The 24,333-nt window shown below is 56.5% G+C and carries 19 protein-coding genes and 2 tRNA genes; 12 read left to right on the top strand and 9 right to left on the bottom strand.

Translation table 11 applies throughout. From position 1 onward, the window contains the following. The first annotated feature begins 72 nt into the window (after positions 1-72). Positions 73-507 (top strand): homoprotocatechuate degradation operon regulator HpaR, encoded by a 435-nt coding sequence (gene hpaR, locus ACR0BT_RS18985; protein WP_170408752.1) that lies wholly within the window; start codon positions 73-75, stop codon positions 505-507. A 163-nt stretch (positions 508-670) separates the two neighbouring features. After that, positions 671-1,585 carry a helix-turn-helix transcriptional regulator gene (locus tag ACR0BT_RS18980; RefSeq protein WP_480763836.1) on the top strand — a complete coding sequence of 305 codons (915 nt, stop codon included), beginning with the start codon at positions 671-673 and terminating at the stop codon, positions 1,583-1,585. Here the strand turns inward: ACR0BT_RS18980 and ACR0BT_RS18975 are convergent. Beyond that, positions 1,578-2,792 (bottom strand): winged helix-turn-helix domain-containing protein, encoded by a 1,215-nt coding sequence (locus tag ACR0BT_RS18975; protein ID WP_480763835.1) that lies wholly within the window; start codon positions 2,790-2,792, stop codon positions 1,578-1,580. The genes ACR0BT_RS18980 and ACR0BT_RS18975 overlap by 8 nt on opposite strands. Before the next feature lie 6 nt (positions 2,793-2,798). Next, on the bottom strand, positions 2,799-3,824 hold the full coding sequence (locus ACR0BT_RS18970; protein ID WP_170399205.1) for a LacI family DNA-binding transcriptional regulator: 1,026 nt from the start codon (positions 3,822-3,824) through the stop codon (positions 2,799-2,801). A 114-nt stretch (positions 3,825-3,938) separates the two neighbouring features. Between ACR0BT_RS18970 and ACR0BT_RS18965 the strand changes: the two genes are divergently transcribed. Next, positions 3,939-4,015: transfer RNA gene (locus ACR0BT_RS18965), tRNA-Arg, on the top strand. Between the two features lie 88 nt (positions 4,016-4,103). On the opposite strand, the gene hmgA is transcribed toward ACR0BT_RS18965, so the two are convergent. After that, complete coding sequence (hmgA, locus tag ACR0BT_RS18960; protein WP_480763834.1) at positions 4,104-5,465, bottom strand: homogentisate 1,2-dioxygenase; 1,362 nt, start codon at positions 5,463-5,465, stop codon at positions 4,104-4,106. 310 nt (positions 5,466-5,775) lie between these two features. Further along, a tRNA-Leu gene (locus tag ACR0BT_RS18955) sits at positions 5,776-5,862 on the bottom strand. Positions 5,863-6,059: 197 nt separating this feature from the next. Between ACR0BT_RS18955 and ACR0BT_RS18950 the strand changes: the two genes are divergently transcribed. Next, a complete protein-coding gene (locus tag ACR0BT_RS18950) occupies positions 6,060-7,043 on the top strand; it encodes a complex I NDUFA9 subunit family protein (RefSeq protein ID WP_170567216.1) in 984 nt (327 codons plus the stop codon). On the opposite strand, the gene ACR0BT_RS18945 is transcribed toward ACR0BT_RS18950, so the two are convergent. After that, on the bottom strand, positions 7,044-7,847 hold the full coding sequence (locus ACR0BT_RS18945; protein WP_480763833.1) for an undecaprenyl-diphosphate phosphatase: 804 nt from the start codon (positions 7,845-7,847) through the stop codon (positions 7,044-7,046). 228 nt (positions 7,848-8,075) lie between these two features. Between ACR0BT_RS18945 and ACR0BT_RS18940 the strand changes: the two genes are divergently transcribed. The 7 genes from ACR0BT_RS18940 (at position 8,076) to ACR0BT_RS18910 (ending at position 19,972) form a co-directional block, all read left to right on the top strand. After that, positions 8,076-9,509 carry an NAD(P)-dependent oxidoreductase gene (locus ACR0BT_RS18940; protein WP_170466699.1) on the top strand — a complete coding sequence of 478 codons (1,434 nt, stop codon included), beginning with the start codon at positions 8,076-8,078 and terminating at the stop codon, positions 9,507-9,509. Between the two features lie 109 nt (positions 9,510-9,618). Next, positions 9,619-14,151, top strand: a complete 4,533-nt coding sequence (gene gltB / locus ACR0BT_RS18935) for a glutamate synthase large subunit (RefSeq protein ID WP_480763832.1) — start codon at positions 9,619-9,621, stop codon at positions 14,149-14,151. A gap of 167 nt (positions 14,152-14,318) precedes the next feature. Next, entirely contained in the window at positions 14,319-15,287 is a 969-nt protein-coding gene (locus tag ACR0BT_RS18930; RefSeq protein WP_480763831.1) for a Hint domain-containing protein, read from the top strand. A gap of 38 nt (positions 15,288-15,325) precedes the next feature. Next, the gene (gene mtgA, locus ACR0BT_RS18925; RefSeq protein WP_170598598.1) at positions 15,326-16,066 is read left to right on the top strand and encodes a monofunctional biosynthetic peptidoglycan transglycosylase; all 741 of its coding nucleotides are present in this window, start codon (positions 15,326-15,328) and stop codon (positions 16,064-16,066) included. Positions 16,067-16,126: 60 nt separating this feature from the next. Continuing rightward, positions 16,127-16,792 carry an FtsZ-binding protein FzlA gene (fzlA, locus tag ACR0BT_RS18920; RefSeq protein WP_170399162.1) on the top strand — a complete coding sequence of 222 codons (666 nt, stop codon included), beginning with the start codon at positions 16,127-16,129 and terminating at the stop codon, positions 16,790-16,792. A gap of 76 nt (positions 16,793-16,868) precedes the next feature. Continuing rightward, positions 16,869-17,906: a tRNA epoxyqueuosine(34) reductase QueG gene (queG, locus tag ACR0BT_RS18915; protein ID WP_480763830.1), complete on the top strand. Its 1,038-nt coding sequence runs from the start codon at positions 16,869-16,871 to the stop codon at positions 17,904-17,906. 62 nt (positions 17,907-17,968) lie between these two features. Then, on the top strand, positions 17,969-19,972 hold the full coding sequence (locus ACR0BT_RS18910; protein WP_480763877.1) for a hydantoinase/oxoprolinase family protein: 2,004 nt from the start codon (positions 17,969-17,971) through the stop codon (positions 19,970-19,972). 26 nt (positions 19,973-19,998) lie between these two features. On the opposite strand, the gene msrA is transcribed toward ACR0BT_RS18910, so the two are convergent. After that, positions 19,999-20,511 carry a peptide-methionine (S)-S-oxide reductase MsrA gene (gene msrA, locus ACR0BT_RS18905; RefSeq protein WP_170408742.1) on the bottom strand — a complete coding sequence of 171 codons (513 nt, stop codon included), beginning with the start codon at positions 20,509-20,511 and terminating at the stop codon, positions 19,999-20,001. Continuing rightward, the gene (gene msrB / locus ACR0BT_RS18900; protein ID WP_480763829.1) at positions 20,511-20,957 is read right to left on the bottom strand and encodes a peptide-methionine (R)-S-oxide reductase MsrB; all 447 of its coding nucleotides are present in this window, start codon (positions 20,955-20,957) and stop codon (positions 20,511-20,513) included. The genes msrA and msrB overlap by 1 nt, the downstream gene beginning before the upstream one ends. Before the next feature lie 143 nt (positions 20,958-21,100). Between msrB and ACR0BT_RS18895 the strand changes: the two genes are divergently transcribed. Beyond that, positions 21,101-21,622, top strand: a complete 522-nt coding sequence (locus ACR0BT_RS18895; protein ID WP_480763828.1) for a glutathione peroxidase — start codon at positions 21,101-21,103, stop codon at positions 21,620-21,622. Here ACR0BT_RS18895 and ACR0BT_RS18890 read toward each other — a convergent pair. Together ACR0BT_RS18890 and ACR0BT_RS18885 are read right to left on the bottom strand one after the other, a co-directional pair. After that, entirely contained in the window at positions 21,598-22,485 is an 888-nt protein-coding gene (locus ACR0BT_RS18890; RefSeq protein ID WP_170399146.1) for a DMT family transporter, read from the bottom strand. The genes ACR0BT_RS18895 and ACR0BT_RS18890 overlap by 25 nt on opposite strands. Positions 22,486-22,666: 181 nt before the next feature. After that, positions 22,667-24,214: a hypothetical protein gene (locus ACR0BT_RS18885; RefSeq protein WP_480763827.1), complete on the bottom strand. Its 1,548-nt coding sequence runs from the start codon at positions 24,212-24,214 to the stop codon at positions 22,667-22,669. Between the last annotated feature and the right edge of the window lie 119 nt (positions 24,215-24,333).

Here is a 24,333-nt window from a genome sequence, read left to right as displayed (position 1 = left end):
AGTCCAGTAAACGAAACTCAACCACAACCAACGTTCTATTGCGAAATATTTGGAATTGCGCGAAAATTCCATATGTCAAAGAACTTACCACAGACGTCCCGATCATTGCCGATAGCGCTGTTGCGCGCTCGGGAAAGGGTGATGGGGCCTATTCGTGGTGTGCTAACGGATGCTGGCGTCACCGAGCAACAATGGCGCGTTCTGCGCGTTTTGCAGGAAGAAGGACCTCAGGAGCCTACTCAGATCGCCGAGCGCGCCTGCCTCTTGTTGCCCAGCCTGACGCGCATTCTGAAAAAGCTCGAAGACAGCAAGCTGATCATGAGGCGGCCTGATACCAAAGACCGCCGCCGACAGATTGTCGAAATCAGCGAGAATGGGTTGCAAATTATCGACGCAAATCTGGCGGAAATGTTGGAGCTGGCGGAACACACCCGCTCTTTGCTCGGGGCAGAGCAGCACGAGAAGTTGCTGGACCTTCTGGTAGAGCTTCACCAGCTGGAAGGCTGAGCGCAATGCTCAGAACAGGCTCTAACCAAACTTCTTGTCGTCGTTCAGACCTCGTTCAGGGCCCCAAACGATAAGCATTGTGGGCGGAGAAGGTAATATTCGTTGCCCGTAGATGGTTCGCGTCGTAGCCTCATCCTTACCTTTAACAAACGGTTCAATGCAGATGGATGGGCCCAAACCGCCAGAACCGGCACTGCCTGCACATATTGCAAAGCAGGATTTAAGCGAGCGAGTGGGCGCGCGTGTACGCCGGGCGCGTCAAATGCGAGGCATCCCGCGCCGGATCCTGTCTGAGAACTCGGGCGTTTCCCCACGCTATTTGGCGCAGCTTGAGGCGGGTGAGGGCAACATCTCGATCGGCGTGTTGCACCGTGTCGCACAGGCACTGGATTACAAAGCCGAATGGTTGATTGGTGAAGATGATCCGTGGGATTCGGATGCTTTGCAGATAGTTGAGCTTTTCCGACAAGCCAGCGACGACGTCAAAGAAAGCGTCAGGCGTGCATTGCAACCTCACCCAGATGAGGATGCACGTGCGCATCGGATTTGTCTGATTGGGTTACGCGGAGCGGGTAAGTCAACTCTTGGCGCTATGCTGGCTGCCGCACAAAGACTGCCGTTTGTTGAACTCACAGCCATGATTGAAGAGATGGCCGGCATGCCCATGTCTGAAGTGATGGCGTTCTACGGGCAAGACGGGTATCGCAATCTGGAAGCGCAGGCGCTGGATCGGGTGATTGCAGAGCATGATCGGGTCGTGCTGGCAGTCGCGGGCGGGATCGTATCAGAGCCTTCGACCTATGCTACCCTGCTTGGCCGGTTTCACACCATCTGGCTGCGCGCGTCACCGACCGAGCATATGGATCGCGTGCGCGGCCAAGGCGACGAACGCCCGATGGCCGGAAATCCCAAGGCGATGGAGCAGCTCAAGAACATATTGGCCAGTCGCGAGGCTTTGTATGGTCGAGCAAATGCGCAGCTGGATACATCGGGCAGGGCGCCACATGTTTCGCTGAACGAGCTGCGCCTACTGATTGAGGAACAAGGTTTCCTGATCGAAAAATTGGGTTCTATCTAGGATCTTTCAGCCAATCCTTTTCAAACTCCACCCCGTCAAGTTCCGCAAATCGCCGTACACGGTCCAATTCGGCGTGCAAGCGGCGGGTTCTTGCATCAGACCAACGCACCGACCTTTCAGGCCATACGGATCGGACTTGCAACAGCCCACGGTCTCGCTGGGCCTTCATGTCGATGCGCCCGATCAACCGGTGCCCCTCAAGCAACGGGAAGACATAATAGCCGTAGGTACGCTTGGGTTCGGGGACGAACACCTCGATCCGATAGTGGAATCCGAACAACCGCTCGGCCCGGTTCCGGTCACGCAACATAGGGTCAAAAGGGCTGAGAACTCTGATCCGGCCCGGCGCATCGGGCATCGCCGCTGCATGTTCGCATAGACCGGGGCGGGCGAACACTTTTCGTTCCCGTCCGTCTGCGCATTCGACGCAGATCTCTTCGATTTCACCCTGTGTTAGAGCCTGTTGGCACCAGGATTTTGCCTCGGCAGCGCTTACCGTATCCCAGAATGCGGCAAGCTCTCCCGATGTGGCGAACCCCAGCCGGTCGAGTGCGGCGTTACACAACCAATCCACAGTTTCATTTGCGTCGCAGAGCAAGTTGCCGGGGCAAAGTTGAGTTTCTATAACCCGCTCTGTCAGGTCATAGCGTTTCTGAAACCCATCGCGTCCAACCACGGTCAGCGCGCCGGATCGCCAGAGATATTCCAGCGCGGTCTTGGATGGATGCCAGTCCCACCAACCGCCAGATCCCTTTTTCTCGTCTTTTCCGACATCGGACGAGCCAACCGGACCATGGTCGCGGATATGTTGTAGGACGGTTTCGAACTTTTGCTCAAACCCGTCACGCCGCCAGTTCTTCCAGCGGGCTTTCAACATGTCGGCATCGCGTAGGAACCGCAGATGCCAATGGCGATAGAATTCCATTGGGATCACCGCCGCATCGTGCGTCCAATGCTCAAACAGCGCGCGGTCGCGTTCATAGAGGTGTTTGAGGTGGCGCGAACGATAGCTGGGCTTACGCGCATATAGGATCATGTCATGCGCGCGGGCGACGGTGTTGATACTGTCGAGCTGGACAAACCCTAAACGATGGATCAGCTGTAACAAGTCATCGCCTTTGGAACTTCCAGTAGGCTGTTCCAAAAGCGCGTGCCGATCCATGAACAGCGCCCGCGCCGCGCGGTTGTCCAGACGTTGCTGCGCCATCGGGAGTTATCGCCGTTTCAGCGTGTCGCCATAGCTGATCTTGGGGGTCAGGGTAACGCGGGTTTCAACCTCGGAATCCGGATCGGCCAGCTTCGCCGCAATGATCTCGGCCGCGGTGCGCCCAATCTCGGTCCGGCAGGCATCCATCGTGGCCAGCTTGCGTGGTAGCCCCTGCAGCAGCTCCACATTGTTGAATCCGGCCAATCCGATCTGACCGGGCACATCAATCCCTTGATCCAGCAAATACAGCAGCCCACCTGCGCCGATCATATCGTTGGAATAATACAGAAAATCCAACTCGGGCGAGCGTTCAAGCATCGCTTGTGTCATCTCGCGCCCCTTGGCCAGCGCCGACCCGCCCGAGTAGAATTCGCGATCTTCGATCTCGATCCCGTGCTTGCCCAATACTTCGGTGAAGCCTTCGAACCGTTTACGGGCACGGTGGTCCAACGGCATCTTGGTGCCCATAAACCCGATATGCTCATAGCCCGCCTTCAGGATTGCCTGCGCCATTTCGCGCCCGGCGCGGCGGTGAGAGATTCCCACCATCGCATCCACCGGTTTGCCATCAGTATCCATGATCTCGACCACCGGTATGCCAGCTGAATCCAGCATAGCGCGCGCGGCTTCGGTATGCTCCAGTCCGGCAATGATCACGCCTGAGGGCCGCCACGAGAGCATCTCGTACAGCACTTTTTCTTCTTTTTCTGGCAGATAGTCCGTGACGCCAACCACCGGCTGCAGTTCAGTATCTTCCAGCACCTGATTGATACCGGTTAGAACTTCGGGGAAGACCATATTTGACAATGACGGGATGATCACAGCGACAAGATTCACCCGGCTTGACGCCAATGCTCCCGCGATCTTGTTGGGCACATATCCCAGCTCTTTTGCGGCGGCCAAAACACGGGTACGGGTGGCATCCGACACATCCCCGCGATTACGTAGCACCCGGCTAACGGTCATTTCGGATACTCCGGACGCTTCCGAGACATCACGAAGGGTAAGCGGGCGTTTTGTTTCTGTTGTCACCGAGATACCTGCATTGTTTGTTTGGCCGATGGTAGCGTGAACAGGGCGAATTGTTCAACTGTTGTGCAAAGCCCATGACAATCTGAAAAAACCCCGCTAGAGAAAACGACGCGCGGCCCCGTGGCTCAACTGGATAGAGCAGCCCCCTCCTAAGGGGCAGGTTGCAGGTTCGAATCCTGCCGGGGTCGCCAAGCTTTTCTGAACGTACCCGCTTAAATGCGTTACAGATCAAGCGTTCTAAATCTCTGCCCTTTGGGAGACGAAGAAATTATACCCTCGTCACTTCTTGCCGGGTGTGCCGTCGAATTTCTTTTCGATGTCGCTCCAACAGTCGATGTAATCGTCCTGCAGTGGTGCCTCATTGGCGGCGAACGCTGTGAGATGCTGCGGAAAGCGGGTTTCGAACATGAAGGACATGGTGTTTTCCAGCTTGTCTGGCCCTAGGTTTGAATTCGATGCTTTTTCAAAGGCTTCGCGATCTGGGCCGTGGGGCAGCATCATGTTGTGCAGGCTCATACCGCCGGGAATAAAGCCCTGCGGTTTCGCATCATATTGGCCGTAAATATTGCCCATCAGTTCGGACATGATGTTCTTGTGGTACCAGGGCGGGCGGAAGGTATCTTCCATGACCATCCAGCGCTCGCGGAACAGAACAAAGTCGATATTGGCGGTGCCGGGCTGGCCTGAAGGTGCGGTTAGAACGGTGAAAATCGACGGATCCGGATGATCGAACAGGATGGCTCCGACCGGGCAATATGTACGCAGGTCGTATTTGACGGGTGCATAGTTGCCGTGCCACGCCACCACGTCCAGCGGGCTGTGACCGATTTTGGTCTGGTGAAACTGACCGCACCATTTGACGATCACGTTTGAGGGCACTTCGCGGTCCTCAAACGCCGCGACCGGTGCTTTGAAATCACGCGGGTTGGCCATGCAGTTGGCGCCGATCGGGCCGCGGCCAGGCAGTTCGAATTTCTGGCCGTAGTTTTCGCACACGAACCCGCGCGCAGGGCCTTCCACAACTTCGACCCGGTAGACAAGGCCGCGTGGAATGATAGCGATTTCCTTGGGTTCAAGGTCGATGATCCCTAATTCGGTGTAGAATCTCAGAACGCCCTCTTGCGGCACCACCAGCAGCTCGGAGTCAGCCGAGAAGAAGTAATCATCCTGCATCGAAGTGTTCACCATATAGATATGGCTAGCCATCCCGACCTGAGTGTTCACATCCCCGGCAGTGGTCATGGTGCGCATGCCCGTGACCCAGGTTGTCTGTTCACCGGTATGGGGCACCGGATCCCAGCGGTATTGTCCCAAGCTGACAACGTCAGGATCTACATTGGGCGCTGATTTCCAATAGGGAACATCGATTTTTTCATAGCGATGTGAATGCTTTACCGACGGGCGGATACGATAGCACCAGGTACGCTCGTTCTGGTGCGAAGGTGCCGTGAACGCAGTGCCTGAAAGCTGCTCACCATAGAGGCCGTAATTGCATTTCTGCGGGCTGTTCATACCCTGGGGCAGAGCATCAGGAAGCGCTTCGGTTTCGTAATCGTTGCCAAAGCCCGGCATGTACCCTTCGTGCGGCCCTTTCAAGGATGGGGCAACTGTCATGCGTTCATTCTTGGTCAGCTCATTCATTTTGCACGTTCCTTCCGGACAGATACGATCGAATTTAATGGGTGTGGTAATAGTTGACTTTGTAACTAACAAGCGCGACGGGAAGGTATCTTCAAAAAAGATGAGTTTGATTTGCAGGAAATTGCCATAGCCTTGCACCATGTCCTTCTTCGACTGGCAAAAGGTAGTGCAACAGAGATTGTTAATTCCGGTACCTGCGGGTCGATTCTCGGGGTCAAACAAAGAAATTGACTCAGACAGGCCAAACCAGCCTGATTGTACATCGGTCAAGTGACCGGAAGTGCCAGGGGTTCAAATTTTATGGAGATTTTGGTGCCCAGGAGAGGACTCGAACCTCCACGTCCATACGGACACTAGCACCTGAAGCTAGCGCGTCTACCAATTCCGCCACCTGGGCAGGTGTCGTGGAGGGGCGTTTAAGCTGACTGGCAGGGGGCGTCAACCAGATTCGGGGGGTTTTTGAAAGTTTTTTGATGCGTGCCCCAACTTCTGGTTCACGCGACGGATTTTCAGAGAAGCGCGGCGTTATTGCGCCTTGTTCGACGGGCTCGTGGGCGCTAGATCAATTCAGACCAAGACAGCAGGAGCGCCATCATGTCGAAACTCGTCACGATTTACGGTGGATCGGGCTTTGTCGGCCGATATATCGCGCGGCGTATGGCTGCCGAAGGCTGGCGTGTCCGCGTCGCTGTACGGCGGCCCAATGAAGCGATGTTCGTCAGACCCTATGGCGCGGTTGGTCAGGTCGAGCCTATCTTGTGCAATATCCGTGATGACGCCTCGGTCGCTGCAGCGATGCATGGTGTGGACGCAGTGGTGAATTGCGTAGGCGTATTGAATGAGCTGGGCAAGAATGCGTTCGACGCAGTGCAGGCCGAAGGTGCCGAACGGATCGCCCGGCTGGCGGCCGCTCAGGGTATCGACCGCATGGTTCATATCTCGGCCATCGGTGTGGATCCCGAATCCGACAGCGAATATGCGCGCACCAAAGCGCAGGGCGAGGCGGGCGTTTTGCAACACATGCCGGGTGCCGTCATTCTGCGCCCATCAGTCATTTTCGGCACCGAAGACCAGTTTTTCAACCGCTTCGCAGGAATGACACGGATGAGCCCGTTCCTGCCGCTCGTTGGGGCGGAAACGAAATTTCAACCTGTCTATGTCGATGATGTTGCGCAAGCGGCAGTTCAGGGCGTTCTGGGCAAAGCGTCTGCCGGTGTTTATGAACTGGGCGGGCCAGAGGTAAAGAGTTTCCGCGCCTTGATGCAGCAGATGCTCGACGTAATTCATCGCCGCCGGATCATCATCGGGATGCCTTTCTGGGCGGCGAAAATCATGGCGGGTGTGTTGGATATCGCGAAGTTCGTCAGTTTTCAGTTGTTTCCGAACAATATCCTGACCCGTGACCAACTTAAGAATCTGCGGCACGATAATGTGGTGGCGGATGACGCCAATGGTTTTTCGGACCTCGGGATCGAGCCCGCGACGTTGGAGTCGGTTCTGCCAGAATATCTGTGGAAATTCCGCCCCGCGGGTCAGTATGACGATATTCAGAACTCGGCCAAGAACCTGCGCATCTGATCAGCTATAGGCGATCATTAGCAGTATTGCTCCGAGGATGACCCGGTAGATCACATAGGGCGTGAAACTGACGCTGCGCAGAAGCCGCATCATCAGGTTAAGCGCGAGCAGAGCCGAAACAAAGGCGAAGGCTGCGGCAATCGCGCCGTCCTTGGCCAGCTGTGTGTCCGCCTCACGGACGACGTCGACCGAAAGCAGGACGCCCGAAGCGACAATCGTTGGTATCGACATCAGCATGGCAATCCGCGCACCATCTTCGCGTGTATAGCCAAGCTGGCGAGCGCCTGTGATCGTAATCCCCGAGCGTGAAGTCCCCGGGATCAAGGCCAACATCTGCCACAGCCCCATGATCATTGCGTCCTTTAGGCCCCAGTCCGAACTACGTTTGGTTTGTACCCCCTTTTGATCCATCCAATACAGCACTAACCCGAAGCCAAGCATCGCCCATCCGATGACGGCGACTGAACGTAGAGTCTGCTCAAGCCCCGTCAGGTACACGATCCCGCCCGCAATGACTGTCGGAATCGTGGCGATGACCAAGCCCAGTGCCAACCGCGCCTGAGGCGTCTCAATTCGTCCTCGGATAATTTGGGGTATCCCGGCTAGGGCTTGTTTCACATCTGACCAGAAATAAAGAATAACCGCGCCAAGTGTTCCTACATGGACGGCGACATCGATTGCCAGGCCTTGATCATCCGCGCCAGTCAGGCGGGGCAGCAGGATCAGGTGCCCGGATGAAGATACAGGCAAGAATTCGGTGACGCCCTGAATGATCGCCACAAGAATCAAGTGAAAAAGGCTCATCTGCTCTGCCGGTACCGTGCTCGTTTTGTTGAGAACAATGGGTATAAGCGGGCAACGGGAAAGTGAAGTGTCCAGATAGGTCCGAATCGGAACTAAAAACACGACAAATTTCTCTGAAAAAACATCGAGCGATGCAGTTTTCTCAATATAGGTCAGTACAGTTGACTTTTCATCCAGAATGACTTCACTTAAAGAACCCTGACCAAGCCAATTCATGGAGTCTGACCCGTGGCCAAGCAACCGATGCTGAAATTTGTGCAGATCGATCGTGTCATGCCTGAAAAGCGTGCCGCCAGTGACCGCAAAGAGGACTTCGATGAAATCTATGCCGAGTACGCCGCGGAGAAGGCGGCCGAACAGGCCAGCCGATGCAGCCAGTGCGGAGTGCCCTATTGCCAGTCCCATTGTCCGCTGCACAACAATATCCCTGATTGGCTGAACCTGACGGCAACCGGGCGGTTGGAAGAGGCGTATCAAACAAGCCAGGCTACCAACACTTTCCCTGAAATCTGCGGCCGCATCTGCCCACAGGACCGTCTGTGCGAAGGCAATTGCGTGATCGAGCAATCAGGCCACGGTACGGTCACCATCGGCTCGATCGAGAAATACATTACCGATACAGCCTGGGATAAAGGCTGGGTCAAACCCGTTCAGCCTCGTGCCGAGCGCGACGAAAGCGTGGGTATCATTGGCGGTGGACCCGGTGGATTGGCAGCGGCGGATATGCTGCGCCGGGCGGGTATTCAGGTCACGGTCTATGATCGTTATGACCGTGCGGGGGGGCTGCTGATGTACGGCATTCCCGGTTTCAAGCTGGAAAAGGATATCGTCCAACGCCGAAATGACCTGCTGGCAGATGGTGGTGTTGCATTTGAGCTGAACTGCGATGTGGACGCCGCGAAATTCGCGGAAATCCACGCGAAACATGATGCGGTGATTATTGCAACGGGCGTCTACAAATCCCGTGATCTGTCCATGCCCGGCAGCGGTCTGGGTGGGATTGAAAAGGCGATCGATTTTCTGACAGCCTCGAATCGCAAAAGTTTTGGCGATGCGGTTGATGACTTCGACAATGGCCGCCTGAACGCGGAAGGTAAGAAAGTGGTCGTCATCGGCGGGGGCGATACCGCAATGGATTGCGTGCGCACGTCGATTCGTCAGGGTGCGACGTCGGTCAAATGCCTCTATCGTCGGGACCGCGCCAATATGCCGGGCTCGCAGCGTGAGACCCAGAATGCCGAGGAAGAAGGCGTGATCTTCGAATGGCTTAGCGCACCCAAGGGCTTTACCGGCGATGAGCAAGTAAACGGTGTCATGGTGCAGAAGATGCGTCTGGGCCAGCCCGATGCCTCGGGCCGTCAGGCTCCCGAAGTGATTGAGGGCGCAGACTATGTCGAAGAGGCCGATCTGGTGATCAAGGCGCTTGGCTTCGAACCCGAAGACCTGCCCACCTTATTCGGCCAACCTGATCTGCCTGTGACCCGCTGGGGTACAATCAAAGCTGCGTTCCAGACCGGTGCAACCGAGATGGAGGGCGTTTATGCCATCGGCGACATCGTGCGCGGTGCTTCGCTGGTGGTCTGGGCGATCCGTGACGGGCGCGATTGCGCAGATGCCATAATTGAGCGTTTTAACGCCAAATCCGCCATCGCAGCCGAGTGAAACAAAACGCAAAAGCAATTCGAAAAATCCCAGCGGGTATGCGTTCGAAAGCGAACGCCGACAGATGAACAAAAGCCTGTGTGCCCCCTTGGGAAGAAGGAGACAGCCAATGACCAAATATGATGCCGATTGGGTGCGGGCCGAGGAAGCCAAGCGCAAATGGATGGCAGAAAACGGTCTCTATTCAGAGGAAGAAGAACATTCCTCGTGCGGTGTGGGCCTTGTTGTGTCCGTCGATGGTAAGCCGTCACGCAAGGTGGTGGATGCCGGGATCGATGCGCTAAAGGCAATCTGGCATCGCGGCGCGGTGGATGCGGACGGTAAAACCGGGGATGGCGCAGGTATCCATGTGCAGATCCCGGTCCCATTCTTCTATGATCAGATTCGTCGCACGGGTCATGAACCAAACTTGGATGAACTGGTTGCTGTCGGTCAGGTTTTCCTGCCCCGCACAGATTTTGGCGCGCAGGAACAGTGCCGGACCATCGTGGAAACCGAAGTTCTACGCATGGGTTACTATATTTATGGCTGGCGACATGTGCCGGTTGATGTGACCTGTCTGGGCGAAAAGGCCAACGCGACCCGGCCCGAGATCGAGCAAATTTTGATCTCGAACTCCAAAGGCGTGGATGAAGAGACATTCGAGCGTGAGCTCTATGTCATTCGTCGCCGTATAGAAAAAGCGGCGCTGGCCGCAGGAATCTCGGGGCTATATCTGGCGTCGCTGTCTTGCCGGTCGATCATCTACAAAGGCATGATGCTGGCCGAGCAGGTCGCTGTTTTCTACCCCGACCTGATGGATGAGCGGTTCGAGTCCGCTTTTGCGATTTACCACCAGCGCTATTCGACCAACACGTTCCCGCAATGGTGGCTGGCCCAGCCCTTCCGTATGTTGGCCCACAACGGTGAGATCAACACGCTGAAAGGCAACATCAACTGGATGAAAAGCCACGAGATCCGCATGACCTCGGACAGCTTTGGCGTCTATGCCGAGGACATCAAGCCGATCATTGCGGGCGGATCGTCGGATTCTGCCGCATTAGACTCGGTATTCGAGGTTTTGGTGCGTGCGGGGCGCTCGGCGCCGATGGCGAAGACCATGCTGGTTCCGGAAAGCTGGTCCAAGCAAGCTATCGAGCTGCCGCAAAGCTGGCGCGACATGTATTCCTACTGCAATTCAGTGATGGAACCTTGGGATGGCCCTGCTGCGCTGGCAATGACGGATGGCCGCTGGGTGTGTGCCGGTTTGGATCGGAATGGTCTGCGCCCGATGCGCTATGTGGTAACCGGCGATGGTCTGGTCATCGCGGGGTCCGAGGCGGGTATGGTGCCGATTGATGAGGCCACCGTGACCGAAAAAGGCGCGCTGGGACCGGGCCAGATGCTGGCTGTCGATATGAAAAAGGGCAAGCTGTTCCGCGACAAGCAGATCAAGGACAAACTGGCCCGAGCACTGCCGTTTGGCGACTGGGTCGGCAAGATCAACGATCTGGACGAGTCACTTGCGGGCGTGACGGAACACCCGAAATTCACCGGAGAAGAACTGCGCAAGCGTCAGATCGCGGCCGGGTATTCTGTAGAAGACCTAGAACAGATTCTTGCCCCGATGGCAGAGGACGGCAAAGAGGCGCTGGCTTCGATGGGGGATGATACGCCCTCGGCTGTTCTGTCCAAGCAATACCGCCCGCTCAGCCACTTTTTCCGGCAGAACTTCAGCCAGGTGACGAACCCTCCGATCGACAGTTTGCGTGAATACCGTGTGATGTCGCTGAAGACGCGGTTCGGCAACCTTAAGAACGTGCTGGACGAAGACAGCAGCCAGACCGAGATCATCGTTCTGGAAAGCCCCTTTGTCGGCAATGCACAATGGGACACCCTGGTCAATCAACTGGGTTCACCCCTTGCGGAGATCGATTGTAGCTTTGAACCCGGCCGAGGCGCTCTGAGCGCCGCCTTGGCACGTGTTAGAGCCGAAGCAGAGGAAGCCGTGCGCTCGGGCGCGGGTCACTTGGTTCTGTCTGACATGAATTCAGGGCAAGGTCGTGTGGCGATGCCGATGATCCTGGCCACCAGTGCTGTGCATTCGCATTTGACCCGTCAGGGTTTGCGGACCTTTTGTTCGCTGAACGTGCGGTCTGCTGAATGTGTTGATCCTCATTACTTTGCGGTTCTGATCGGCTGTGGCGCGACTGTTGTGAACGCCTATCTGGCCGAAGATTCACTGGCTGATCGCATTGACCGTGGTCTGCTGGACGGCACCCTGACCGAAAACGTTGCGCGCTATCGCGAAGCCATCGACCAGGGTCTGCTGAAGATCATGGCCAAGATGGGTATTTCGGTTATCTCGTCCTATCGCGGTGGTCTGAATTTCGAAGCCGTGGGTCTCAGCCGCGCGATGGTGGCCGAGTATTTCCCGGGTATGACCAGTCGTATCTCCGGCATCGGTGTCACCGGCATTCAGACCAAAGTCGAAGAAATTCATGCTAAGGCGTGGGACAGCGGTCTGGATGTTCTGCCCATCGGAGGTTTCTACAAAGCGCGTAAATCGGGTGAGACCCACGCGTGGGAAGCAACCTCAATGCACATGATGCAAATGGCCTGTAACCGCGCCTCATATGAGCTGTGGAAACAGTATTCGGCCAAGATGCAGTCCAATCCTCCGATTCACTTGCGCGATCTGATGGATTTCAAGCCGCTGGGCAAGCCGGTGCCGATCGAAGAGGTCGAATCGATCACTTCAATCCGCAAACGCTTTGTCACTCCAGGCATGTCGCTGGGCGCCCTCAGCCCCGAGGCGCACAAGACACTGAACGTGGCGATGAACCGGATTGGCGCGAAGTCGGATTCCGGCGAAGGTGGTGAAGACCCGGCGCATTTTGTGCCTGAACCCAACGGTGACAACCCGTCGGCCAAGATCAAACAGGTGGCCTCGGGCCGGTTCGGCGTGACCGCCGAATACCTGAACCAGTGCGAAGAGCTTGAGATCAAGGTCGCCCAAGGCGCGAAACCGGGTGAGGGCGGTCAGCTGCCGGGTATGAAAGTCACAGACCTGATCGCGCGTCTGCGGCATTCTACTAAGGGCGTTACGCTGATATCGCCGCCGCCGCACCACGACATCTACTCGATCGAGGATTTGGCGCAGCTGATCTATGACCTGAAACAGATCAACCCGCGCTGCAAAGTGACGGTTAAGCTGGTGGCGTCCTCGGGCGTTGGCACGATTGCTGCCGGTGTGGCCAAGGCGAAAGCCGATATTATCCTTATTTCGGGTCACAATGGCGGAACGGGCGCGTCGCCCGCAACCAGTATCAAATACGCTGGACTGCCGTGGGAGATGGGCCTGACCGAGGCGCATCAGGTTCTGGCGATGAACAACCTTCGCGACCGCGTTACTCTACGGACCGATGGTGGCCTGCGCACTGGTCGCGACATCGTCATGGCCGCGATGATGGGCGCTGAGGAATACGGCATCGGTACCGCCGCCCTGATCGCAATGGGCTGTATCATGGTGCGTCAGTGCCAGTCGAACACCTGTCCGGTGGGCGTGTGTACGCAGGACGAATCGTTGCGTGCCAAGTTTACTGGCAACGCGGACAAGGTGGTGAACCTGATCACCTTCTACGCACAGGAAGTGCGAGAACTGCTGGCTAGCCTCGGCGCACGTTCGATTGACGAAATCATCGGTCGTGCTGATCTGCTAGCACAGGTCAGCCGCGGATCGGCGCATCTGGATGATCTGGACCTCAACCCGCTGTTGATCACCGTCGATGGTGCACATGATATCGTCTACAACCGCGACAAGGATCGTAATGCAGTGCCGGATACGCTGGATGCCGAGATTGTGCGCGATGCAGCACGGTTCCTGAAAGACGGTGAGAAGATGCAACTATCTTACGCGGTGCAGAACACGCATCGGACCGTGGGTACACGTGTCTCAAGCCACATCGTCCAGAATTTCGGCATGCGGAACACGTTCCAGGACGATCACTTGCATGTGAAACTGCAGGGTTCGGCCGGCCAGTCGCTGGGGGCTTTTGCCGCTCCAGGTCTCAAGCTGGAGGTCTCGGGTGATGCCAACGACTATGTCGGCAAGGGGCTTTCGGGCGGCATGATTGTTGTGCGACCCCCGCAGGTGAGCCCGCTCAAGGCGGAATATAACACCATCATTGGCAACACCGTCCTATACGGTGCCACCGATGGCCACCTATTTGCGGCAGGCCGCGCAGGTGAGCGGTTCGCGGTGCGAAATTCAGGTGCCAGAGTGGTTATCGAAGGCTGCGGCTCGAACGGATGTGAATACATGACCGGCGGCGTTGCGGTTATTCTCGGCGATATCGGTGCCAACTTTGGTGCGGGGATGACGGGTGGTATGGCTTATCTGTACGACCCCGAAGGCAAAGCTGAGGCGCTGATGAATATGGAGACGCTTGTCACCTGTCCGGTGACAGTGGACCATTGGGAAGATCAGCTGAAAGCAATGATCGAGCGCCATGTCGCGGAGACCAACAGCCGCAAAGCCATTGATATCTTACAGCATTGGGATGTGGAAAAGACCAACTTCCTGCAGGTTTGCCCAAAAGAGATGTTGAACAAGCTCAGTCATCCTCTGACCACCGAAGTGGCGGCGATTCCTGCAGAATAGGTCTTGAGAGATCTAAATCTTTGGCCCGGCGTGTCGTTCCCAACACGCCGGGTATTCTTTTGTCTGGCCATATTGTTTCCAATTCTTGTGTAATGCCGTGCATAACGCCTAGCTTTAGTCATAGTTTATTCGGGAAATGCAGGCATGCTGCTATCCCAATGATGTGAGTGAAGTGGAATATCGGTGTGCCCACGACGTATACAGACCAGTTTTTTGTGCTCGACCCGGCCAATCCGGGTGCGAACGGAACCGTTGTTGGATCCACGCTGAACGTCGAGTTCTTTGATATCATCGATCAGAATGACGATGATCTGGTCAACCGGCTGAATGGAGACTCGGTCGACGGATCTGACATCACTGCGTCTTACTTCGATGATATGGTGACGATCGAGTTGCCGGGTGGTGCGCAGGTTACATATACCGGCGTTACCTTCTACCTTGCTGACGGGCGCGAGGTTTTTACCCCAACAGACGGATCGGTTCTGCAGCAAGGCACGTTTGTTTCTTCGTCAGTCACCGATTTTAGCGATGATGGGGCTTCGTTTGGTTCGGTCGATATCGCCAACGGTGATCTGGGTCCGCCCTGCTTTACGCCCGGCACATTGATTGATACTCCCGATGGGCCTCGGCCGGTCGAGGACCTGAAACTTGGAGATCTGGTTACGACCGCGGATAGCGGCGCTAAACCTGTGCTCTGGATTGGTCGGACCAAGGTGGCAGCCGAGGGTAAACTGGCCCCAATTCGGTTCGAGACAGGGATGTTCGGGCTCACGCGCCCTCTGCTTGTTTCGCCGCAGCACAGGATGCTGATCGATGATTGGCGTGCACCCTACCTGTTTGGCCATGAAGAAGTTCTGATCGCTGCCCATTGTCTTGTGAACGGAACAACAGTCACGCGTGTCGAAGGGGGCGAGGTGGATTATATCCACATTCTGTTCCTGCGACATGAGATCGTGTTCGCCAATGGCGCCAAAAGTGAAAGCTACTACCCGGGACATGCACTGACCCAGGCCGAGCGTCGGACGCAAGCAGAAGTATTGGCCTTGTTCCCGGAGTTGGCGGCGCGCGGAGCAGCCTCAGTCAGAACTGCACGCCCGGTTGTGCGACCGCGCGACGGACAGATGTTGTCGAAATAATCCGTTTCAAATACGCCCTTCGCGGCGTATAGCAAGGCATGGCAAAAAAAGCAGTCCGCAAACCGCGCGGTAAGAAAAAGAAGGCGTCCAGATCAAACAAAACAACAGGCCCCATCGCTCGGATACGGCGCTGGGCCCTTCGTGTTGTTCTGGCGATGGTCGTGGCTTTTGTGTCTTTGGTTCTGATCTATTCAGTCGTGAACCCGCCGGTCACGCATACGATCTGGTCCGAGTGGCGTCGGCTTGGGAAGGTTGATCGCGAGTGGGTGCCGATCGAAGAGATTGCCCCGATCATGGCGCGGTCGGTCGTAGCAGCCGAGGATGCCAACTTCTGCCTGCATTGGGGCTTTGATGTCGAAGCGATCCGCGATGCGCTGGAAGATGGCGGCAGCCGGGGTGCATCGACCATCACGCAGCAGGTGGTCAAGAATGTATTTCTCTGGCAGGGGCGCAGCTGGGTCCGCAAGGCGCTTGAAACCTCGATGACACCGGTTGTTGAAATCGTCTGGAGCAAGCAGCGCATTCTCGAAGTGTATCTGAACGTCGCGGAAACCGGACAAGGGATCTTTGGCGTCGAGGCCGCGGCGCAGAAGTATTATGGGGTGAGTGCGGCAAAAATGTCTCCGACACAAGCGGCGCGTGTGGCGGCGATTCTGCCATCCCCGCGCAACCGGTCGGTGACGGATCCATCGGTGCGGACCCGCAGGCGTGCCGCGTCAATTCTGGATGGAGCGGCCACCATCCGCGCAGATGGACGCGCCGCGTGTTTCGAGGATTGAAACCCAGACCCCTCAGCGGCTAAAGCTTGAAGGGTACTCTACTGGTTCGAATGGAAGTTCATGGCGCGTCTGTTTCACGTCCCCCTCTCGCCCTATTGCCGCAAGGTTCGCCTGTCTCTGGCCGAAAAGAAGATCGAGGTTGAGCTGGTCGAAGAACGATACTGGGAACAGGACCCGGATTTTTTGCGCCGCAACCCGGCGGGTAAGGTTCCTGTGCTGCGACTGGATGGTCAGATCATGGCCGAGAGCGCCGCGATCTGCGAATATATCGAAGAGACCCGACCCGAGCCACCCTTGATGCCTAAAAAAGCCGAAGCACGTTATGAGGTGCGGCGTTTGGTAGGCTGGTTTGATGACAAGTTTCACCACGAGGTGACCTCAAAGCTACTCTATGAGCGGGTGAACAAGAAAGTAACGGGGCAAGGCTATCCGGACAGCAAGAACGTCAAGGAAGGCGCGCGCGCGATCAAGTATCATCTGGATTATATGGCCTGGCTGCTGGATCACCGTCGCTGGCTGGCCGGAGATCAGATGACATTGGCCGATTTCGCCGCGGCGGCGCATCTGTCGGCGCTGGATTACATTTCGGACGTAGATTGGAACCGAAGCTCTGCGGTGAAGGACTGGTACGCCAAGATCAAATCCCGCCCGGCGTTCCGCTCGATTCTGGCGGATCAGGTTCCGGGATTCCGGCCACCGCCACATTACGCGGATCTGGATTTCTGATAGATTGAGGGGTAGGGTGCTGTCCGCCCCCTCTTGGCCATTGGGCCAATTCACCCCCGAAGGTATTTTTGGCCAGATGAAGAGCGGATCGGAGTTGAAACAGCGGTTGGTGGAGCAAGCCTTGTCTGAGGGGTTTGTCGCCTGTCGGGTTTGTCGTCCTTGGGATGTGCCCCTTGTTCCCGAACGGTTGGATGCCTTTCTACAAGCCGGATATCATGGCCAGATGGGCTGGATGGCTGAGCGGGCTCATTGGCGCGGTGATCCGTCTGTGCTGTGGCCTGACGCGCGGTCGGTGATCATGCTTGCGGAGAGCTATACGCCCGAGCATGACCCGACTGCGGTGCTGGCGCATTCTAACTTGGGCGCCATTTCGGTTTATGCGCAGAACAAGGATTATCACGATCTGGTTAAGAAGCGCCTCAAACGATTGGCGCGCTGGCTGATTGCCGAGGGTGGGGGTGAAGTGAAGGTGTTTGTCGATACTGCTCCGGTGCCAGAGAAGGCGCTGGGGCAGGCCGCTGGGCTGGGGTGGCAGGGCAAGCATACCAATCTTGTCAGTCAGGATTGGGGAAATTGGGCCTTTTTAGGGTCTGTTTTCACAACTTTGGATTTGCCTGTGGATGGCGCTGAGGTCGACCATTGTGGCTCATGCCGCGCGTGTTTGACGGCCTGTCCGACCGACGCGTTTCCGGCACCGTATCAGTTGGATGCGCGGCGCTGTATTTCGTATCTGACCATCGAGCATAAGGGGCCGGTGGAGGAAGAGTTGCGCGCGCTGTTGGGCAACCGAATCTATGGCTGCGATGATTGTCTTGCGGCCTGCCCGTGGAACAAGTTTGCGGTCGCGGCCAGTGACCTTCGCTATGCGGCGCGGGAGGAGCTAAAGGCGCCTCCGTTGGCGGAACTGGCGCAGCTGGATGATAAAGCATTCCGCGCGATGTTCTCGGGCTCGCCGATAAAGCGGATCGGCCGGAATCGGTTCGTGCGGAACGTGCTTTATGCGATTGGGAACTCAGCGGTGCCGGCGTTACTGCCGGTTGCACAGGCGCTGACCGATGATCCGGATCCGACCGCGGCTGATGCAGCGCGCTGGGCGGCATCCCGGTTGTCGTAAACAGGCTGGACGCGCCGCAGGAAAACGCTACACCCGGTTCTGGCGAACAGATGGAGGACCCGATGGCGTTGGCTTTGGGGGTGGATACGGGCGGAACCTATACGGATGCGGTGCTGATCCGGGATGAGCGCGAGGTGATCGCGTCGGCCAAATCGCTGACCACACGAGCGGATCTAGCGATTGGTGTGGGGCGCGCGGTTTCTGCTGTGCTAGAGACGGCTGATGTGTCTCCGGATCAGATTGGGATGGCATCGTTGTCGACAACGCTGGCCACCAATGCGTTGGTCGAAGGCCAGGGCGGGCGCGTGGCGTTGATCTATGTCGGGTTTCGGGAAAGCGACCTTGAGAAACACGGTCTAAGAGAGGCGTTGAAGGGCGATCCGGCTTTGGTTCTGGCTGGGGGGCACAACCATGCAGGGGGTCAGGTCGCCGAATTGGATGTTGCAGGGCTAGAGGCCTTTTTAGACTCACATTCAGGCATTTCCGGCTATGCGGTTGCGGCACAGTTCGCGACCAGGAATCCGGCGCATGAACTGGAAGTGGCGCGCGTGATTTCCGAGCGTACGGGAGTGCCGGTCACGTGCTCTCATCATCTGTCGGCCAAGCTGAATGGGCCAAAGCGTGCAGTGACCGCCGTGCTGAATGCACGATTGATCGGGATGATCGACCGCTTGATCGGGCGCGCGCAGGATCAGTTGCGCGCGCAGGGCATCACCGCCCCAATGATGGTTGTGCGCGGGGATGGCGCTTTGATGAGCGCCGAGCAGGCGCGGGAGCGTCCGATTGAAACGATCCTAAGTGGCCCTGCGGCCTCTATCGTTGGCGCGCGCTGGCTGACCGATGTTGAGAACGCGCTGGTGTCCGATATCGGCGGGACCACGACCGACGTCGCGCTGATCAGAGATGGCAAACCTGCCATCGACCCCGCAGGCGCGCAGGTTGGCGGTTTCAGGACCATGGTTGAAGCGGTTGCGATGCGGACTCATGGTTTGGGCGGTGACAGTCAGGTGCATGTGGTGACCGAAGGCTTGGGCGGCGGTGTCTTCCTTGGGCCGCGTCGGGTTCTGCCGGTGTCGCTGATCGCAGCTGAGGCCCCGGATGTGGTACATGCGGCATTGGATGAGCAATTGCGGGCGACGACCGTAGGTGAACATGACACGAGGTTTGCCCGTCGTGTGTCGGGTATCCCCGCCGATGGGGTCGGGCCGCGTGAAACAGTATTACTGGACCGGTTGGAGGATCGTGTTGTGCCGCTCAGCAGTCTGTTGCAAACCCGGATGGAGCATGGGGCACTGGGCCGTTTGGTGGATCGCGGGATCGTACAGGTCTCGGGTGTCACCCCTTCGGATGCCAGCCATGCTCTGGGGCGGCTTGCGGATTGGGACTGCTCGGCAGCGCTCAAGGCGCTGGAACTGATGGCGCGTAAGCGGGTTGGATCAGGGGACAGGCTGGCAGTATCGCCTGAAGCGCTGGCTCAGCTCATTGTCGATCAGTTGACGGAACAAACCTCATTGACCTTATTAGAGACTGCTTTTGCCGAGGAAAGCCATGGGTTTGACCAGCCTGCAAGAGATCTGGCCCGGCATGTTCTGACGCAGCGCGGGTTGGCGAAACACCGTGGGTTGTTGGCATTGGATACCGCGCTGAATGTGGATGTAGTGGGCCTTGGGGCTTCGGCCCCCAGCTATTACCCGGCAGTCGGAGAGCGGTTGCATTGCAAGATGGTCCTGCCAGAGCATGCCGGTGTTGCAAATGCCATCGGTGCGGTTGTCGGGCGGCTGACCCTTCGGCGGGCCGGTTCAGTTACGTCCCCGGCCGAAGGCCGCTATCGGGTACATCTGGAAGAGGGGCCGCAGGATTTCTCGGACTCGAATTCCGCTCTGCAGCTGCTTGAAGAGGTGCTGCGCAACGAGGCTGAGGGCGCGGTGCGCCAAGCAGGTGCCGAGGATATACGCGTGACAGTCGACCGCGATATCCGCACCGCCAAGATTGAAGCGCAAGAGGTATTCGTCGAAGCGTTGATCACGGTCGAGGCCAGTGGACGACCTCGGGTGGCGGTCGGATAGCCCCGCAAGGGGCTATACCGCGCAAGTCATTCTGCCGCACTGGAGCGTTTTGGCAGCACCCAGTCCGGGCGCGGGAAATGGCAGGTGTATCCGTTGGGGATGCGCTCTAGGTAATCTTGATGCTCGGGCTCGGCTTCCCAGAAATCGCCGACGGGTTCGACTTCGGTCACCACATTGCCGGGCCAAATGCCACTGGCGTTGACATCGGCAATTGTATCTTCGGCCACCTGTTTCTGGGCATCGTCCACATAGTAGATCGCCGAGCGATAACTCATTCCGCGGTCATTGCCCTGACGATTCAGGGTGGTCGGGTCGTGGATCTGGAAAAAGAACTCTAGCAGATCGCGATAGGTGATCTGGGTCGGGTCGAACCAGATTTCGATCCCTTCAGCATGGGTGCCGTGGTTGCGATAAGTTGCGTTTGGCACATCGCCGCCGGTGTACCCGACGCGGGTGCGCGAGACGCCGGGCAGTTTGCGGATCAGGTCCTGCATGCCCCAAAAGCAGCCTCCGGCCAGAACGGCGCGTTCATCGGTCATCAGAAATCCTCCACATGGATCAGAAATTCGCCATACCCTTCGGCCTCCATCTCGTCGCGATGAATGAACCGCAGCGAGGCGGAATTGATGCAATAGCGTAGCCCGCCATGTTCGCGGGGGCCATCGGGAAACACGTGGCCCAGGTGGCTGTCGCCGTGTTTCGAGCGGACCTCGGTCCGGATCATGCCATGAGTGGTGTCGCGAAACTCTTCGACATGTTCATGTATGATTGGCTTGGTGAAACTGGGCCAGCCGCAGCCGGATTCGTATTTGTGGGTCGAGGCGAACAACGGCTCGCCCGAGACGATATCCACGTAGATGCCCGGTTCCTTGTTGTTCAACAGCTTGCCAGTGCCCGGGCGTTCGGTGCCGCTGCGCTGGGTGACGTGAAATTCTTCAGGTGAGAGGGCCGCAATGACCTCGGGGTCTTTGGTATAACGGGACATGGATCCTCCGGTGTTTGAATGATGATGTCCTATTTGGGCATAGATGCGTAGGAATCAAAACCATATTACAGCGCGCTCGCGGGTCTGTGCAGTTGATCCAAACGAATGCACAGCGCGTATGATTTATAACAGGAGGTGAAGTGATGTTCCGTATGGCTCTGTTGACTGCTCTGATCTTGTTGGGCAAAGCCCTTCAGGCGGCACCACTGACGGGCGAATTTTCATCAATCGATGGCGGGACATTATCACTGGAAGACTGGCGCGGACAGCCCGTGCTTGTGGTCAACACGGCGTCGCTTTGCGGCTTTACCGGACAATACGCAGCGTTGCAGGAGCTGCACGAAACATATGAAGTACGCGGGCTGGTGGTACTGGCGGTCCCGTCGAATTCGTTCAAACAAGAGCTGGCGTCGTCGAAAGAGGTCAAGAATTTTTGCGAACTAAATTATGACCTTACGCTTCCGATGACGGATATCACTCCAGTGAAAGGTTCGGATGCCCATCCGTTTTACCGAGCTGTTGCTGCGCAGACTGGCTTTGTCCCGAAATGGAACTTTAACAAAGTGCTTATTGGCCCCGAGGGTGAGGTCGTTGCCACCTATGGGTCAAGCACCAAGCCAAATGCGCCTAAATTGATAGATCAGGTCGAGGCGTTACTGCGCTGACCGGGTTCGCGCGACAGCTGTACGGCAAGAATTCCCAGCGTTGTGATCAGAACCCCCACCGCATCCAATGGGCCCAACTTCTCACCCAGTAAAATGGCGGCGATGGTCACGCCGAATACCGGGTTGAGGAAATGGAACGTTGCTGCACGGATCGGGCCGATGCGATCCAGTAGCAGGAACCAGATGAAAGTTGCCAGAAGGCCCGGGAATAGCGTGGTGTAGGTAAAAGCCAGCATAAAAGGCAGTGTGGCGTGGATATGAATAGACTCGAACACCGGGGCGGCGAGAAACAGCACCGCCGATCCGATAAGCATCTGCAGCCCAACCACCATCATGAAGTTACCGCCCGAAGTCGCCCCCCGAACAGCCAAGGTGGCAAAGGTCAGCGCCAGCGCCCCGATTCCGCAGAGCAGAACCCCGAACAGATCGACACCAGCGTTAATCCGGCTACCCATGATTAGCGCGACACCGACAAAACCTGCCAGCAAGCCGACGATGCCCAGCGGGCGTATCCGCTCACCCAATAGCAGCCAGCCGGCTAGGGCTACCAGCAGGGGCATAGTCGAGGCGATGATCGCCGCGACCGAAGCCTCGACTGTCTGCATCGCATAGAAGTTTAGACCCAAATAAAGGGCATTTTGGCAGATTCCGAACAGAATAGTGGCGCGCCATTGGTTGCGAGTCAGGCGCCAGCTTTGCCCCATGGCGCGTGCGATCGCCACGCCAATTAGTCCCGAAATCAGAAATCGCAGCGCCAACGAGAACAAAGGCGAGGCATCGGCAACGATGATCCGCGCCGAGCTGAAGGCCGAAGACCAGATGAGGGCGAAAACAAGCCCCATGGCGATGGCGCGCAGGTCCATTACGGCCTCCTGATGAAATTCGGGCGACTGTTCCTGATTTTAACATGAGCTGCAAGGACCCATTGCGTCGAATAGCGGGGTCGCCCGATAGTTGGCATCAATGAGCTTGCGCGCAATGAGAATGAGCAGAGCTTTTGTAGAAAAGCGCTGCTCATCATTATGATTCAGCTTGTCGCTTGATTCAGGCGAAAAAGCTAAGATCGTCCATCGAGAACCAACCCGCGTTCTCGACATGGTCATTGGTAATTTCACCTCCCGATGCAACGAACTCGACGTGATCAATATCGCGCCAGTCAAACTCGTGTGTGACGTGATCGAATGTCAGATCGACCTCTGCAGAGTGCACCAGCTCATCGCCATTATAGGCATTGATAGTGACTTGGTTTGCCCAGTTCGATTCAGGTATATACGTGGTGTCCGATCTGGAAGCATTGGCCAAGGAAACGCTGTTGAAGTTGAATTCTTCGCCATCGCTTTTCGAGAAGCCGACAGTTGCCCCCCAGGAATTGAACGCCTCCAGGTCGGGGTCGGGGTTTGAGCCACCGTATTCGTATGGGGTTAGAATACCATCAGTGTTGCTCTGCCCTTTGCTAACACTTGCAATAAATGCACCATTCAGCACCTGATCACTGTCATTGATGCGGGTTCCGTCATTGAAATCCAGCACGAACTCTTCAAGCGGGTCAGGCGCGGTCAGTTCCGGGAAGTATTGGAGCAAGGATTCAGGGATGTCCTCGACCTTTTCATACAAAGAAATCTCTTTCCCGCCTGCGTCTGGATAGCTGGTGACCTTCAATGCCCAAGAAGCACTGTCGTCCCCGTCCAGTTGCAGCACGTCAGAACGTTTTCCATCCGCATAAAGTGTAACGGTTACGTCCCCATTATCTTTCTCCAGCCGACGTTCCGAGATTTGTCCGTCCTGATAGGCGGTCGTGATCGAATCCCAGGATTTCGCATCCAACTCATCAGTCTGGCTGATGCTGACGCGCTGGCCATTTGACCAGATCTCATGTTTCACGACTCCATTGTCATATGTCGTTGTCTTTTCAGATTTCTTTCCACTGCGATCAAATGAGGTGCTGATGGTTTCCCACGACTTTGTGTCGCTTCCGTCTGTCTGCGTTACGTTGCTACGCTGTCCGTCTGTCCACGTTTCCTGTTTGACAATTCCATTGTCATAGGTGGTCGTCCGTCCGGTTGTCTCCCCGTTGACATCGAAGAACGTGTCGATCCGATCCCAGGATTTGGTTTGTAGAAAGTCCTGAACAGTACTGAAATGACCGGGCGCGAAGGCTTCAACCGTCCGGGCACCATTATCGTTTGTTATCGTGCGGCCTATGATATTGCCCGACGCATCATAGCGTAGAACGATCTGGTCCCAGGGTTTTGCACCGTCTCCGAAAAACCCATCTTGGATGAGAATCTCATTCGGAACACCATTTTGAAAGGTCTCGGTCACGCGGATACTGTCTGGATAAACCGTTCCGCGTTCGGTCATTATGCCATTGGCGTCATAGTCAATGAACCGATTATCAAAGCCCAATGCCTCTTCTGTTCCGACATAAAATTCCTGACGCAAAACGCCGTCTTCGTAAGTCCCGAAGACCTCGTATCCGGCATCAAAAGTCGTCCGCGTTGCAACGACAACATCGTCTTCAATCGTGTATTGGATGCTTGCCCAGTCGAATTGATTTTCTGTATCGAATTCAGTGGTTTGATATCGTGCCATAAATCGAGATTCCTCAATAATACTTCCCATTAAGCGAGTGGATGAGGAATATGACACAACTATGGCGATAGCTGCAAAAACTCGATATTAATCAGATGCTTACATAACTTATTCAGACA

Source organism: Ruegeria sp. CJ6 (assembly GCF_056536665.1).
This window is presented reverse-complemented; position numbering and strand designations above follow the sequence as displayed.